Source organism: Flavobacterium azizsancarii (assembly GCF_027980145.1).
GTDB classification, from domain to species: Bacteria; Bacteroidota; Bacteroidia; order Flavobacteriales; family Flavobacteriaceae; genus Flavobacterium; species Flavobacterium azizsancarii.
Genome location: NZ_JAMZNK010000034.1, coordinates 15,079 through 30,638, shown reverse-complemented (window position 1 = coordinate 30,638; position 15,560 = coordinate 15,079). Strand labels below are relative to the sequence as shown.

Annotated in this window: 11 protein-coding genes; 8 read left to right on the top strand and 3 right to left on the bottom strand. The window is 35.0% G+C overall.

Features of this window, described 5'->3' with window-relative positions:
* Positions 1-26 precede the first annotated feature (26 nt).
* The 4 genes from NJT12_RS17515 (at position 27) to NJT12_RS17500 (ending at position 4,626) form a co-directional block, all read left to right on the top strand.
* Positions 27-1,061: a vWA domain-containing protein gene (locus NJT12_RS17515; RefSeq protein ID WP_271337223.1), complete on the top strand. Its 1,035-nt coding sequence runs from the start codon at positions 27-29 to the stop codon at positions 1,059-1,061.
* A gap of 144 nt (positions 1,062-1,205) precedes the next feature.
* On the top strand, positions 1,206-1,976 hold the full coding sequence (locus NJT12_RS17510; protein ID WP_271337222.1) for a tetratricopeptide repeat protein: 771 nt from the start codon (positions 1,206-1,208) through the stop codon (positions 1,974-1,976).
* A gap of 100 nt (positions 1,977-2,076) precedes the next feature.
* On the top strand, positions 2,077-3,825 hold the full coding sequence (locus NJT12_RS17505; RefSeq protein ID WP_271337221.1) for a BatD family protein: 1,749 nt from the start codon (positions 2,077-2,079) through the stop codon (positions 3,823-3,825).
* 54 nt (positions 3,826-3,879) lie between these two features.
* On the top strand, positions 3,880-4,626 hold the full coding sequence (locus tag NJT12_RS17500; protein ID WP_271337220.1) for a tetratricopeptide repeat protein: 747 nt from the start codon (positions 3,880-3,882) through the stop codon (positions 4,624-4,626).
* An 82-nt stretch (positions 4,627-4,708) separates the two neighbouring features.
* Here the strand turns inward: NJT12_RS17500 and NJT12_RS17495 are convergent, their stop codons facing one another.
* The 3 genes from NJT12_RS17495 to NJT12_RS17485 form a co-directional block, all read right to left on the bottom strand.
* Positions 4,709-6,262, bottom strand: coding sequence for a vWA domain-containing protein (locus tag NJT12_RS17495; protein ID WP_338083392.1), 1,554 nt, complete (start codon positions 6,260-6,262; stop codon positions 4,709-4,711).
* Positions 6,263-6,708: 446 nt separating this feature from the next.
* Positions 6,709-7,278: a 5-formyltetrahydrofolate cyclo-ligase gene (locus NJT12_RS17490; RefSeq protein WP_271337219.1), complete on the bottom strand. Its 570-nt coding sequence runs from the start codon at positions 7,276-7,278 to the stop codon at positions 6,709-6,711.
* Positions 7,265-8,245, bottom strand: coding sequence for a succinylglutamate desuccinylase/aspartoacylase family protein (locus NJT12_RS17485; protein ID WP_271337218.1), 981 nt, complete (start codon positions 8,243-8,245; stop codon positions 7,265-7,267). Before NJT12_RS17485 ends, NJT12_RS17490 begins: the two co-directional genes overlap by 14 nt.
* Positions 8,246-8,380: 135 nt before the next feature.
* Here NJT12_RS17485 and uvrC point away from each other — a divergent pair, with 135 nt between their 5' ends.
* The 4 genes from uvrC to hppD all read left to right on the top strand — a co-directional run bounded on the left by uvrC (position 8,381) and on the right by hppD (position 15,299).
* Complete coding sequence (uvrC, locus tag NJT12_RS17480; RefSeq protein WP_271337217.1) at positions 8,381-10,174, top strand: excinuclease ABC subunit UvrC; 1,794 nt, start codon at positions 8,381-8,383, stop codon at positions 10,172-10,174.
* A 9-nt stretch (positions 10,175-10,183) separates the two neighbouring features.
* Positions 10,184-12,553, top strand: a complete 2,370-nt coding sequence (locus tag NJT12_RS17475; protein WP_271337216.1) for a patatin-like phospholipase family protein — start codon at positions 10,184-10,186, stop codon at positions 12,551-12,553.
* 308 nt (positions 12,554-12,861) lie between these two features.
* Complete coding sequence (locus tag NJT12_RS17470; protein ID WP_271337215.1) at positions 12,862-14,025, top strand: homogentisate 1,2-dioxygenase; 1,164 nt, start codon at positions 12,862-12,864, stop codon at positions 14,023-14,025.
* Positions 14,026-14,138: 113 nt separating this feature from the next.
* Positions 14,139-15,299, top strand: a complete 1,161-nt coding sequence (hppD, locus tag NJT12_RS17465) for a 4-hydroxyphenylpyruvate dioxygenase (protein ID WP_271337214.1) — start codon at positions 14,139-14,141, stop codon at positions 15,297-15,299.
* Positions 15,300-15,560: the final 261 nt, after the last annotated feature.

Here is a 15,560-nt window from a genome sequence, read left to right as displayed (position 1 = left end):
TAGAGGATTGGAATTTTAAAACATTTATGGAATTAGACGAAAAAAAATATTTATACCTTTTATTATTAATCCCAATTGTGGTGTGTGTTTTCTTTTTCAATATGTATTGGAAAAGAAAAAAACAGCGTGAATTTGGTGATCTGGAAATGGTAAAAAGACTGAGCCCGGAAAGATCTGTTTTTAAACCTGTATTAAAATTAAGCATAATACTTTTGGCGTTAACCTGTTTGATTATTGGGTTAGTAAATCCAAAAATTGGAACAAAAATGGAAACTGTAAAACGTGAAGGTATCGACATTGTTTTTGCCGTTGACGTTTCGAAAAGTATGCTTGCAGAAGATGTGGCACCAAGTCGTTTAGAGAAAAGTAAACAACTTGTTTCGCAAATCATCAATAATTTAGGAAGCGACAGAATTGGAATTGTAGCGTATGCAGGAAGTGCTTTCCCGGTTTTGCCTATTACATCAGATTATAGCGTTGCCAAAATGTTCCTGCAAAGTATGACTCCTGATATGGTTTCATCACAAGGAACATCTCTTGACGAAGCCATCAGATTATCTGCTACTTATTTTGATGAAAAAAGTAAAACAAGTAAGTTATTGATTTTGATTTCTGATGGAGAAGACCATTCTGAAGGCGCTTCGGCAGCAGCTGAAGAGGCTAATAAAATGGGAATGAAAATCATAACCATTGGTGTTGGAACAGAAAAAGGAGGAACGATTCCGCTGAAAGAAAATGGCGTAGTCAAAAGCTATCAGCAAGATCAAAACGGACAAACTGTTATTACAAAACTAAATCAGGAAGGATTAAAAACCATTGCAAAAGCGACAAAAGGCGGTTATGTATATGGCGGCAGTACTAAGGAAGTTTTAGAATATGTAAAAAACGCCTTAAACAACATTCAGAAAACAGAATTTGAAGCGACTCAAATGGCCGATTTTCAATCGCAATTTCAGTGGTTCATCGGTTTTGCTTTCTTACTATTGTTTATTGATATCTTCCTTTTAGAAAGAAAAACAAATTGGATAAAAGAGTTGAATTTATTTAACGAAAAAAAATAATAAAGTCAGCCGCTAATTACACGAATTTACACGAAAAAGAAACCTTTTAAATGAGTCTTCTTTTTGAAATTCAAATATAAAAAACAATCTGATTAGTGATAATTAGTGCAATTTTTGGCAAAATAAAAAACATAAAAAATTAGAATGAAAAATTTACTTCTTTATATTTTACTAACATTCTCTTTGGCGGTTTCAGCTCAGGAGAAAGACAAGACATTGCCTGATGCCAATGAAGAATATAAGCAGAATAAATTTGTTGATGCTGAAGCCAATTACCGAATTTCAGAATCAAAATTTCCAAAACGTGCCACTGCTCCTTACAACTTAGGAAACACGATTTACAAACAAAATCAGGTTTCTGAAGCTAAATTCGCCTACGCGAAAGCGATAAAGAATGCGAAAACAAGACCTGAAAAACATAAGGCATTCCACAATTTAGGTAATGTTTTCATGAAAGAGAAAGATTATACGCAAGCTGTTGAAGCGTATAAAGAAGCTTTACGCAACGACCCTACAGATGATGAAACGCGTTATAATTATGCTTTGGCAAAACAAAAACTAAAAGAGAATCCTCCTAAAAACGATAAGAACAAAGATAAGGATAAAGACAAAGACAAGGATAAAAACAAAGATAAAGACAAGGACAAGGATAAAAATAAAGACAAGGATAAGGACAAAGACAAGAAAGACGACAAAGGCGATAAAGACAAAGACAAAAAAGATGGTAAAGATGATCCTAAGAAAGACGACAAGTCTGATAATAAAGGAGAACCAAAACCACAGCCCGGAGGAATTTCTAAAGATCGCGTCCAGAATTTATTAGATGCTGTAAACAACGAAGAAAAGAAAATACAGGATAAAGTAAACGCTCAAAAAGTAAAAGGAAATCCTAGAAAAACAGAGAAAGACTGGTAAAATTTGGTTTATTTGTATAATCGTTAATTTGTTTAATTGTAGAGGCGATTATACAAATTAACGATTATACGGTTAACGTAAAAAACACTGAAAACAATTAATGAAAAGATATTTAATTCTATTACTATTCACTTTTCAAGGGCTTATGGCTCAAGTTCAATTTGAAGCCAAAGTAAGCAAGAACACGCTTGGAATAAACGAAAGGTTGCGCATTGACTTCATCATGAATGTTGATGGCGATAACTTTGACCAACCTTCATTTGAAGGCTTTAGAGTTGTTGGCGGACCAAGTCAGCAAGTAAGTCAATCCTGGGTAAACGGCAGAAGTTCTTTTCAGAAAGCATATTCTTATATTTTACAACCCAATCAAAAAGGTACCTTTTTTATCAAACAAGCTGCTATAGAATATAACGGCCAGGTTTATAAAACGGCACCTATAAAAATAGTCGTAACAAATGCTGTCGCACAAGAAAGAGATCCTTATGATAACAGCAGACCACAAGGTGTACCAAATGAAACCCTGAGTCTTGTTGCTGAGATTTCGAAAACAAATCCATATTTAAATGAACCCATTACCGCGGTTTATAAATTATACTTTAACAACATTAATGTTACCGGTTTTAAAGAATTGGCAAAACCTAAGTATAATGATTTCTGGAATCAGAATATAGATATCAAACAATTGTCTACCGAAGAGGGAACTTTTCAGGGACAAAGATGTTATTTCGTTATTCTGAAAAAGACTATTTTATATCCTCAAAAATCAGGAAGACTTACTATCGAACCGCTTTCTCTTGACATTGGTGTACAATTGCCTTCAAATCGCCGCGATATGTATGGCCAGATGATCTTAACGGACGATAACAGGGTTGTATCTGCCGGCGCAAAAACAATTAACGTAAAACCACTTCCGGAAACAGGTAAACCAGAAGGTTTTGGTGGCGCTGTTGGTAAATTTAACTTTACGGTTACGCCTTCTAAAACGACACTTAAAAGCGGGGAAAGCCTGGACTTAATTGTGAGTGCTTCCGGAAACGGAAACATGAAATTGTTCACACTTCCAAAACCTGTCGTACCAAATGCATTAGAAATGTATGATCCTGTTCATGATGAACAAGTGACAACATCACTTTCAGGAATGTCAGGAAAAATTACTGATAAGTATTCTATAGTGCCGCAATACAAAGGAAAATATGCCATAAAAGCAATGCAGTTTTCTTATTTTGATGTGAATACCGGTTCTTATAAAACAATAACTTCACCAGAGATTATGGTGGATGTTTTAGATGGCCCAACGCTGGCAGAAGCAAATCCAACTGCTGCTAAAAATGTAATTGCGACAACAGAACAATTCAAGTATATTAAACCAAAAACAATTTTAGCCCCAATTGCTAAGAATGATTTTTATGGTTCTAATTTGTATTATATGTTATTATTCCTGCCTTTCGTGATTTTACCAATTATTGTTTTGGCTAAGAAACGAAAAGAAGCAATTGATGGTGACGTGACAGGAAACCGAATTAGAATGAATAATAAACTCGCGAAGAAATATTTATCTGAAGCGAAAAGACAACTTAAAAACAAAGAGCTGTTTTATATTGCTTTGGAGAAAGCAATGCACAATTTCTTAAAAGCAAAATTGCATATCGAAACTTCAGAAATGAGCAAAGACAACATTAGTGAATTATTATTGTCAAGAAATGCAAATCCGGAATCTGTTCAGAATTTCATTAATTTGACAGAAAACTGCGAATTTGCCCGTTATGCTCCGGCATCAAGCGCTTCGATTCAGCAGGATTTTGACAAAGCTGTTTTGATTATTTCGGAATTAGAAAAGCAAATTGTCTAGTTTAAAATCAAACCCGACAGGTTTTAACAACCTGTCGGGTTTAACAAAAATAAAATGAAAAATATAGTATATCTTTTTTTATTAATCACACAGGTTTTCTTTGCCCAAAGCAGCTTTGAAAAAGGAAATGCCATGTACCAAAAGGGACAATATCAGCAGGCTGTTGATGTTTATGAAAGTATTATCAAAGAAGACAAGCAACACTCTGCAGAGTTGTATTTTAACTTAGGTAATTCGTATTACAAACTCAACAAAGTCGCACCTTCAATTTATAACTATGAAAAGGCTTTAGTTTTAAAACCTCATGATCCTGCGACTTTAAACAACCTGAAATTTGCCAAGAAACTAACAATCGACGAGATCAAAGAAATCCCGAAAGTAGGTTTTGCAAAACTGATTCAGAACTTTACCGGAATTTTTGATTATAATACCTGGGCAAAAATTTCTATCGGAATTGCATTTGCTTTTTTATTGAGTTTTATTGGATATTATTTCTCGCAGCTTACGCTTCCTAAAAGAATCTATTTCGTAGGAATGTTTGTTTTTTTAGTCGCATTATTATTAAGCATTTTTGCAGGAATGTCAGAAAAAAATCATTTCGATAATGATCGCCCGGCGATTGTTTTTGCTGAATTAAGTGAAGTTCGTAGTGAACCGCAAAAAGGCGGCGCAGCTATTTTCTTATTGCATGAAGGCGCAAAAGTTTACGTTATGGAAACTGTAGGCCAATGGAAAAAAATCGAACTAACAGACGGCACTGAAGGCTGGATTGATGGCTCGACAATTAAAGAAGTGAAATAAAACTTTTAAAAATCCCAAAATAAAAAATCCCAAATTCCAATTATTAGTATGGAATTTGGGATTTTACATTTTAGAACTTAATCTAGTTCACAGCTTCAACAAGTCTTACAAACTCTGCTTTGTAACCGTCTTCATCATTTGACATACCTGATTTCGCTAAGTTTTTTATATCAGAAGAAGAGGAATTACTTATAAATTTTGAGTCTCTTAATTTTAATCCAAACCATGCAACGGCGGTTGTGAACTTGAAATCTGAAGAGCTTTTATCAAGAATAACTTTTTTATTCTCTATCGTGTTTACCATTTCGATGCTTGTATCGCCATCAGGTTTTTTATATCGAAATTTAATTGTAGCCAGTTCGTCACTATAATTAGAGTCGTCTTTTTTTACTTTTGTGTATTTTAAATCTGATGGAACGTAGCTACTTTCAACGCCTGTTGGAATAATCTCATACAAAGCAGTAACGGTATGACCACTTCCTAATTCTCCGGCATCAATAGCATCATTCTTAAAATCTTCAGGCTTTAATTTTCGGTTTTCATATCCAATTAATCGGTAAGCCTGAACATGTTTAGGATTAAATTCTATTTGAATTTTTACATCTTTGGCAATAGCAAACATCGAACCCTTGAATTCTTTTCCCAGAAAACGATTTGCTTCCTGAATGTTATCAATATAAGCGTAATTTCCATTTCCTTTATCAGCCAGAACCTCCATTTTACTGTCCTTATAATTCCCCATTCCGTAGCCTAAAACAGTTAGAAAGACACCCGATTTTCTTTTGTCCTCGATTAGTTTTTCCATATCCGCATCTGATGAAGCACCAACATTAAAATCTCCGTCAGTTGCTATAACAACTCTGTTATTTCCTTCTTTAATAAAATTTTGCTGTGCTAATTTATAAGCCAATTCTATTCCCTCACCTCCGGCTGTACTTCCACCGGCACTTAGATTATTAAAAGCATCTAAAATCTCCTCTTTTCTATCGCCTGAAGTTGGCTCCAGCACAACACCTGCTGAACCTGCATAAACCACAATAGAAACTTTATCCTGAGCACGAAGCTCTTTTACCAAAATTTTCATGGATTCTTTTAATAATGGGAGCTTGTTTTGCTCACTCATTGAACCCGAAACATCGATTAAAAAAACCAGGTTCGAAGCTGGCAAATTGGTCATCGGGATATTTTTCCCCTGCAAACCAATCCTTAGTAACTGACTGTTTTTATTCCACGGCGCATCACTCAATTCCGTATTGATCGAAAACGGATGCTGTCCTACCGGTTGCGGATAATTGTATTTAAAGAAATTCACCATCTCTTCGACACGAACCGCATCTTTAGGCACTTTTTGACCTTCATTAATAAAACGTCTTATATTGGTATAAGAAGCATTATCGACATCTATAGAAAAAGTAGAAAGTGGAGATTTTTGAGGAGACTCGAAAGGATTTTCTTCCAGTCCTACATAACTTTCAGTGTTAGGATCTGAAATATACTCTTCGGGAACTGCATCAGTAGTAGTAACTGCCATATCTGTAGCTTCTGCGGCATACTCTTCCTCTGAATAAGATTGTTTCTTACAACTAACCAAAACAACAATAAGGAATGCCAACAAATAAAAAGGTTTATTTTTCATTTTAAAATAAATTTTAGGAATTAGTAATTGATTTTTCGATCAAATAAATAATTAGCATTCCGGATGTACTAAGAAAATTATCTGCAATTCCCGCAATCCAAATTTAATGCCAAGATTCCTGTTAAATATTTTATACTAAAAAATATATTCTGCTTCACCATACAAGTGATATAAGTAAATTTAAGCCTGACTATGATTAGACCAATGTTTTATTTATAGTAAAAAACATTAAACCCAGCATATTGTAGAGGCGCAAAGCAGTGCGTCTAAATCTGGCATAACAATAACTTTGCGAAGATGCACGGCAGTTTGTCTCTATATAATGCGATGTAAAAATTAAAATAAGTCCAAACCATACCTAATTTCTTTGCACTTGATAGATATCGGGATTGCAGTAAAAAATATCCCGCTTTATATTTTCTTATTTCACTTATATGGTAAGAAAATCAAAACTCGTAAACTTTATCAGGCGTCACACAATAATCCAACTTCACATCAGATTCAAAAACATCTTCTATTTCATTTTCTGCTTCAAAGAAAGAAAGCCCGATTTTAATCGTTTCCGGTTTGCATTCTGTTAGAAATTTATCATAAAAACCTTTCCCGTAACCCACGCGATTTCCTGAAAGATCAAAAGCCAGGAGCGGTACAAAAACCACATCAATTGTTGCCGATGGTACAGGTAATCCGTTGACAGGTTCCGGAATATTGTATTCGTTCTTTTTGATTCTGGTATTATCCGTTAATAAAAAATGCGACATTCCACGAGTTTCAAAATCACTTCTAGAAACCACAATTTCTTTATCTTTTCCGGAAAGCAAATGCAAAACATATTCTGTATTTACTTCTTTATGTTCTTCGATAGGCAGAAAAACATGATAATAGGTTTTATCCCAAATGGGCAATTGAATTAGATTATTGGCAACAGCCAAACTCTTTTCTTCAATATTATCATTGGTAAGTTCTTTGCGAAGATTTTTATAGTGCAGTCGTAGTTCTTTTTTATTCGTCGGCATTTTCAGGGTTATTTTTAGACATGTGATAAATCGCATCGCCTTCATAAACTATCGGCGAGTGATTAGCGTTGATGACAAAACCGTCATGTGGCGCTTTTACTTTTTGCTCAAATTTACCAAACGGATCTGTAATAATAGCCAAAATAGTTCCTTTGGTCACGAACTTGCCAATCAAATTATAATCATGCAGCAAGCCGGAACATTTAGCACGCAGCCAAACCGAATATTTTATATAAATGGATGGATCATGAGCTTTTTCGACCACTTGTTTGGGATCAAGCATATTCAGATAATCCAGCAAACGCTTTACTCCCATTACACCTTCATTGGCAATCACATTATTAATGTCTAATGATTTTCCGCCTTCAAAAAGCAACATTTTGATATTGGCTTTCTCACAGGTATTCCTAAACGAGCCATTGATATTTTTAGAATATAAAGTAAACGGAGCATTAAAAACATCTGCTAAAACTTTCAATTCGGGATTGTTTTCTGTAATTCTGATTTGCGGCGCATTAAATCTACTTGCACCTCCGGCATGAAAATCGACTGCATAATCTATAATTGGCAAAACTTCGGCCACGATATGATATGCAAAACGACTGGCGAGAGAACCTTTTTTACTTCCCGGGAAAACACGATTCAAATCGCGTCCGTCCGGAAACTCACGGGATTTATTCACAAAACCGTACATATTGATAATCGGAATGCAAATAATAGTTCCTTTTGCAGGACGATTGATCTTTTTGCTAATGATCTGACGAACGACTTCAACTCCGTTTATTTCGTCGCCATGAATTCCGGCTGAGAATAAAACTACCGGACCTTCAATCTTTGACCGACGCACAATAACCGGAATATTAAGTTTTGTGGTTGTGTGCAACCTCGCAATTTCGACGTTTATTGTTTTGTTTTCTCCCGGCAAAATCGATTCGCCAAAAATAACCAAGGGTGTACTATTTTTCATGTAGAATTATAAAATCTAAATATAGAAATTATTCTTTTGATTTCGTAAATTTGAAACTAAATCAGTGTTAAGCTTTTTTTTAGAATCTAAATCACTTTTAAAAAAGCTTTTCAGGTACTTCAGAAACAAAACAGAATGCAAAATCCATCTTTAGATCTTCAAATCCAAACTTTACCGGACAATCCCGGCGTGTATCAATATTATGATAAAGAGGGAAAGATCTTATATGTGGGAAAAGCCAAAAATTTAAAAAAAAGGGTTTCTTCCTATTTCAATAAAATACACGATACGGCCAAAACAAATGTATTGGTAAAAAAAATTGTAACCATCAAACACATCGTTGTTCCTACTGAAACCGATGCACTTTTGTTAGAAAACAATTTAATAAAAACCCTGCAGCCACGTTATAATGTGTTGCTTCGTGATGATAAAAGCTATCCCTGGATTTGTATTAAAAGAGAACCTTTTTCAAGAATATTTTCGACCCGCCGTATGGTCAAAGACGGCTCAGAATATTTTGGTCCCTATACCAGTTTCAAAACCGTACATACGATTCTGGAGTTAATCAAAGAATTGTATCCATTACGTACGTGCAATTATGATTTAAGCAAATCAAATATCGATTCAGGCAAATTCAAAGTTTGTCTGGAATATCATATTGGCAATTGCAAAGGTCCTTGCGAAGGTTTAGAACCACTTGAAGAATACCAAAGACAAGTTGATGCGATCCGCGAAATCCTGAAAGGGAATTTTAAAGAAAGTATGAAAGATTTCAAGCGATTGATGAACCAGTATGCGCAGGATTTACGTTTTGAAGAAGCACAAAAAATCAAAGAAAAAATAGAAGTTCTCGAGAATTACCAATCGAGATCGACGATTGTAAACCCGAAGATTACCAACATTGATGTCTTTTCGATTGTATCAGACGAAAGTGCAGCTTATGTCAACTTTCTTCAGATCTCCCACGGATCGATTATTCGTTCGCATACTTTAGAGATGAAGAAAAAACTGGACGAAACTGATGAGGAATTATTAGAATTGGCGATCATCGAACTTCGGGAACGTTTTCAGTTATTATCAAAAGAAATTATTGTTCCGTTTGAAATGAATTTGGGCGAGAATATCAAAACAACAGTTCCGCAACTCGGTGATAAAAAACAAATTTTAGATTTATCGATTCGAAACGCTAAGTTTTACCGAATCGAACAATTGAAACAATTGCAAATTGTTGATCCTGACCGACACACAAATCGTATCATGGCACAAATGCAAAAAGATTTACGTTTACCGACTGAGCCACGCCATATAGAATGTTTTGATAACTCGAATATTCAGGGAACAAATCCTGTTGCGGCATGTGTGGTTTTTAAAGATGGAAAAGCAAGCAAAAAAGATTACCGACATTTTAATGTAAAAACGGTTGAAGGTCCTGACGATTTTGCTTCGATGACAGAAATTGTCTATCGCCGTTACAAAAGATTATTAGACGAGAATCAACCTTTGCCACAACTTATTATTATTGATGGTGGAAAAGGACAACTTTCTGCAGCATTAAAAAGTATAGACGCACTAGAATTACGTGGAAAAATTGCCATTATAGGCATCGCAAAACGTCTTGAGGAATTGTTTTATCCCGGAGATTCTATTCCGTTATATCTGGATAAAAAATCGGAGACATTAAAAGTCATCCAGCAATTGCGAAACGAAGCGCATCGATTCGGGATCACCTTTCATCGTGACAAACGCAGCAAAGCAGCACTTAATTCATCGGTAGAAAGCATTCCCGGCATTGGCGAAAAAACAATGCTAACGTTAATACAACATTTTAAAAGTGTTAAAAGATTGAAACTGGCAACTGAAAAAGAAATATCTGATGTCATTGGTGTATCAAAAGCCAAAAAAATTGTCGACTTTTACAAAACCAACTAGTTATTTTGTATGCACCCAATCCAGCTGTTCATTTCAAACACTCGGTCAAAACGATTTCTTTCTACTTTAAAAAAAGGAGCTTCTAAAGCCGCTCTTTTTTCAAAAGAAAAAATATCGATTTGTCACTCGCAGTTTTCCATTTCCATCTGGGGTGCACAGTTGGTTCTTTTCACGCTTTTATTTTTCAATTCACAAAATACATTTTCACAAGAAAACACCGAAAAAGCAAAACAAGACGAAGCCAGAAGACCTAAAATTGGATTGGTTTTAAGTGGTGGCGGCGCAAAAGGATTTGCACATATCGGAGTCCTGAAAGTTCTGGAAGAAGCCGGAATAAAAATCGATTATATTGGCGGAACAAGTATGGGGTCTATCATTGGCGGTCTTTATGCTTCCGGTTACAATGCATCACAAATTGATTCAATTTTTAAAAGAACCAATTTCGACGAACTTATCAATGACTACATTCCGCGTTCATCAAAAAACTTTTATGGTAAAAAAAATGATGAATTGTATGCCATCGTTTTACCATTTAGCAAGTTTAAAGTCGGAATTCCTGAAGCACTTTCAAAAGGAATGTACAATTATAATTTATTGAGCAGCCTTACCCGAAACGTGCGTCATGTTCGCGATTTCAACAAACTGCCAACTCCGTTTTTATGTATTGGTACTAATATCGAAACCGGCGAAGAAGTTTTACTAAACAAAGGCAATCTCGTTCAGGCAATGATGGCAAGTGCCGCATTTCCCTCGTTATTTACACCAGTTGAGATAGACGGCAATTTATTGGTCGACGGTGGCGTTGTCAACAATTATCCTATAAAAGAAGTTCGCAATCTTGGCGCTGACATTATTATTGGTGTTGACGTCCAGGACGATTTACTGAGTCGAAAAAGCCTGAAAAATGCCACCCGAATATTAGTTCAGATTACCAATCTCCAGTCGATTGATAAAATGAAAAGCAAAATAAAAGACACTGATGTTTATATCAAACCAGACATTCGTGATTATGGCGTTATCTCCTTTGACAAAGGCGAAGAAATCATCAGAAAAGGTGAAGAAGCTGCTTTTGCCGTCTATGAAAAAATCAAAACACTATCAAACGAAAGCAATTTTTATAAAAAACCAAAACTTAAAATTGCAACTGATACTCTAGAAATCAAAAAAATAAACAGTGAGATCCTGGACAACTATACCAGAGAATACATTCGGGGAAAACTACGTTTTAAACCCGGAAGTACCATTACCTACGCTGACCTTAAAACAGGAATCAATAACCTGAATGCGACGCAAAACTTCAGCACTATCTCCTATTGCTTAGAACCGGACGGTAAAGAAGATGATCTGGATCTTGTACTAAAAGAAAACCCAACACAGACGTACTTAAAACTTGGTTTACATTACGACGGACTTTACAAAAGTGCGATTTTGTTGAATCTGACTCATAAAAAAACATTCCTAAAAAATGATATTACATCATTGGATATTATTCTGGGAGATAACTTTAGATATGATTTTAACTATTATGTCGAGAATGGTTTTAATATTAGTTTCGGTTTCAGGTCCCGATTAAATCAATTCAATCGTAATGTTACCACCAGTATCAGCAATTTATTTCAGGAAAATCAAAATGTAAATTTGATCAATGTCGACTTTATGGACATTACCAATCAGGCCTATTTTCAAACCATTTTTGTTCAGAAATTTTTAATGGGCGGTGGTGTTGAATATAAATATTTAAAAATAAACTCACCAACTCTTTCTAATACAGAAAATATTATTGAGAAAAGTAACTACGTGAGTCTGTTTGGCTATTTGAAATATGATTCTTTTGATAATAAATATTACCCACATTCAGGATTGTATTTTTCTGGAGACGTACAAACTTACTTAGCATCGTCAAATTACACCAAACAATTCAAGCCTTTCTCAATCGCAAAGGCCGAAATTGCTTTTGCAAAAACACTATTCAGAAAAGCAACTATTAAAATTGGAGCCGATGCCGGATTTAATATTGGCAGCGACAGCGTTCCCTTTTTTGACTTTATATTAGGAGGTTACGGCTATAGCAAAATAAACAATTTTAATTATTTCTACGGATATGACTTTTTAAGTATTGCAGGAAACAGCTTCATAAAAGCTGACATATCTTTAGATTACGAAATTTTCAAAAAAAACCACATTAACCTCTCTGCTAATTTCGCCAACTTAGGAGACGATATTTTTGCATCAGTCGACTGGGTATCAATGCCTAAATACTCCGGATATGCTGTTGGTTACGGATTAGAAACCATCATTGGCCCAATTGAGATTAAACAATCATGGTCTCCTGAAATGTCTAAAAGTTATACATGGTTTAGTATTGGATTCCAATTCTAATGTAAATCCTTTAAAATATTGCTTTAATAAGATTCCTATATTTTATACTTAAAAATATCTTTCGCATTTTTTTAACGTTAATAATTGATATAATATATAATTTAAATCAATAAAAATTACGACATTTGTTATAATGAAAACAAAATGGACAGGTTTATTAGAGTATCTTCAATTCCTTATCAAGAGAAATCCTGAGTAAAACTACCGAATTGAGATAATTAGTCAATTACAATATTGATGTAATTATCTGTTCACACAATTCAAATTTTTCGAATTATCTAATTTACAAATTATCTAATTGAAAAGCCATGCCATTATATCACAAACTTGGAAACTTTCCTAAAAAAAGACACACCCAATTCGAAAAACCTAACGGAGGTTTCTATTACGAACAACTCTTTGGTACCGAAGGTTTTCACGGACACTCGTCACTCTCTTATCATGTTCACAGACCAACACAGGTTAAAGAAATTTTAAATTCCTATTCCGTTGAACCAAAAATTGCAATCGGAAAAAACATAAAATCATTACTTTTTAAAGGTTTTGAATTAAAACCTGAAAATGACTTTTTAGACAGCCGCAAAGCCATGCTGGTCAACAAAGACTGCATCATTGGTCTGGCAGCTCCTAAAGAATCACTGACAAAATATTTCTATAAAAATGCCGATGCTGATGAAATGCTTTTCATCCATAAAGGAAAAGGAAAATTAAGAACCATGTTAGGGAATATTCCTTTTGAATATGGCGATTACCTGGTTATTCCTAGAGGTATTATTTATCAAATAGAATTTGAGACTTCGGAAAACCGACTTTTCTATGTTGAATCTCACTCTCCTTTTTACACTCCAAAACGTTATAAAAACCAATCAGGTCAGCATTTAGAACATTCGCCATTTTGCGAACGCGATTTTATTTTGCCAAACGAATTGGAAACACACGACGAAAAAGGTGATTTTTTAATTAAAATCAAAAAAGAAGGCATGATTCACGAAGTGGTTTACGCCACACATCCTTTTGACGTTGTGGGTTGGGACGGATACAATTTTCCATACGGATTTTCTATTCACAATTTCGAACCTATAACAGGACGTGTTCACCAACCGCCACCAGTACATCAAACTTTCGAAACGGCCACTTTTGTCGTTTGTTCATTCTGCCCAAGACTTTATGATTATCACCCAAAAGCAATTCCGGCGCCATACAATCACAGCAATATAGATTCAGACGAAGTACTGTATTATGTAGACGGAGATTTTATGAGCCGTAATAATATCGAGCAGGGTCATATCACTTTACACCCAAAAGGAATTCCGCACGGTCCTGCACCTGGCGCAATGGAACGCAGCATTGGTCATAAAGAAACCCACGAATTAGCCGTAATGGTTGATACTTTCAGACCACTTATGGTTACAGAAGAAGCAATGGGTCTTGATGATGGGCAATACTATAAATCCTGGACGGAAGCCCCCTAACCCCCGAAGGGGGAATTAAGAATTCTCAATACCTGATCTTTTACAATATTATTTAACTAAAATCCTATTTACCCCTAATAGGAATTCCCCCTTCGGGGGCTAGGGGGCTTATCATGAGTAAAGAACTTAAATCAGTAGAATACGGATTAGAAAAAATCTTTGAAGGAGCACAAGATTTCCTTCCTTTATTAGGAACAGATTATGTAGAATTCTACGTAGGGAACGCAAAACAATCGGCACATTATTACAAAACCGCTTTTGGTTATCAATCATTGGCTTATGCCGGATTAGAAACGGGAGTGAGAGACAAAGCTTCTTATGTTTTGAAACAGGATAAAATCAGAATCGTTTTAACGACTCCTTTAAATGCTGATTCCCCAATAAACGAACATTTAAAAAAGCATGGTGACGGAGTAAAAGTTGCTGCTCTTTGGGTTGAAGATGCCAGAAGTGCTTATGAAGAAACCATGAAACGTGGCGCGCGCTCGTTTATGGAACCAACAGTAGAATCTGATGAATTTGGAGAAGTTGTTCGTTCGGGAATTTACACATACGGAGAAACTGTTCACATTTTTGTAGAAAGAAAAAACTACAACGGTGTTTTCTTACCGGGTTACAAAGAATGGAAATCAGATTATAATCCAGCACCAACCGGATTAAAATATATTGATCATATGGTTGGAAATGTGGGTTGGAATGAAATGAATACCTGGGTAAAATTCTACGAAGATGTTATGGGATTCGTGAATTTCTTATCCTTTGACGACAAACAAATCAATACTGAATATTCGGCATTGATGAGTAAAGTAATGTCAAACGGAAACGGAAGAATTAAATTTCCAATTAATGAACCGGCAGAGGGAAAGAAAAAATCACAAATCGAAGAATATTTAGATTTCTATGGCGGACCCGGAATTCAACATATTGCCATCGCAACAGATGACATTATAAAAACGGTTTCTGATTTGAAATCAAGAGGTGTTGAATTTTTATCTGCTCCGCCACACACCTATTATCAGGCAATTCCTGAAAGATTGGGCGCACATATGGGCATGATGAAAGAAGATATAAATGAAATTGAAAAATTAGCCATTATGGTAGATGCGGATGAAGATGGATACTTGTTACAAATCTTTACTAAACCTGTTCAGGACAGACCAACGCTATTTTTTGAAATTATTCAAAGAATGGGAGCAAAAGGATTTGGCGCAGGGAACTTTAAAGCCCTTTTTGAGTCTATCGAAAGAGAACAAGAATTAAGAGGTACATTGTAAAATCGCAATATTTTTGCATTATGCAGAAAAATTCTCTATAAAACGATGGTTTTTATGCAAATGTTATGTTAAACTAGAATTTTACGATTTATTTTCTAAACTTTAAACATACCTTTGCACTCGCAAATCAAGAAGGGGTGGTTTCCTTCTGAATTGATATAAATTTCATAATTTATAGTTTTTTGGTTAGTTAATAGCATAAAAACTCAGTCATTCCTTGACTGAGTTTTTTTGTTTTGGTACATTTGGAATAGAATTTGC

Coding starts and splice junctions, on each gene's coding strand:
- NJT12_RS17515 (WP_271337223.1), top strand. CDS start 27: ATGGAATTAGACGAAAAAAAATATTTATACCTTTTATTATTAATCCCA.
- NJT12_RS17510 (WP_271337222.1), top strand. CDS start 1,206: ATGAAAAATTTACTTCTTTATATTTTACTAACATTCTCTTTGGCGGTT.
- NJT12_RS17505 (WP_271337221.1), top strand. CDS start 2,077: ATGAAAAGATATTTAATTCTATTACTATTCACTTTTCAAGGGCTTATG.
- NJT12_RS17500 (WP_271337220.1), top strand. CDS start 3,880: ATGAAAAATATAGTATATCTTTTTTTATTAATCACACAGGTTTTCTTT.
- NJT12_RS17495 (WP_338083392.1), bottom strand. CDS start 6,262: ATGAAAAATAAACCTTTTTATTTGTTGGCATTCCTTATTGTTGTTTTG.
- NJT12_RS17490 (WP_271337219.1), bottom strand. CDS start 7,278: ATGCCGACGAATAAAAAAGAACTACGACTGCACTATAAAAATCTTCGC.
- NJT12_RS17485 (WP_271337218.1), bottom strand. CDS start 8,245: ATGAAAAATAGTACACCCTTGGTTATTTTTGGCGAATCGATTTTGCCG.
- uvrC (WP_271337217.1), top strand. CDS start 8,381: ATGCAAAATCCATCTTTAGATCTTCAAATCCAAACTTTACCGGACAAT.
- NJT12_RS17475 (WP_271337216.1), top strand. CDS start 10,184: ATGCACCCAATCCAGCTGTTCATTTCAAACACTCGGTCAAAACGATTT.
- NJT12_RS17470 (WP_271337215.1), top strand. CDS start 12,862: ATGCCATTATATCACAAACTTGGAAACTTTCCTAAAAAAAGACACACC.
- hppD (WP_271337214.1), top strand. CDS start 14,139: ATGAGTAAAGAACTTAAATCAGTAGAATACGGATTAGAAAAAATCTTT.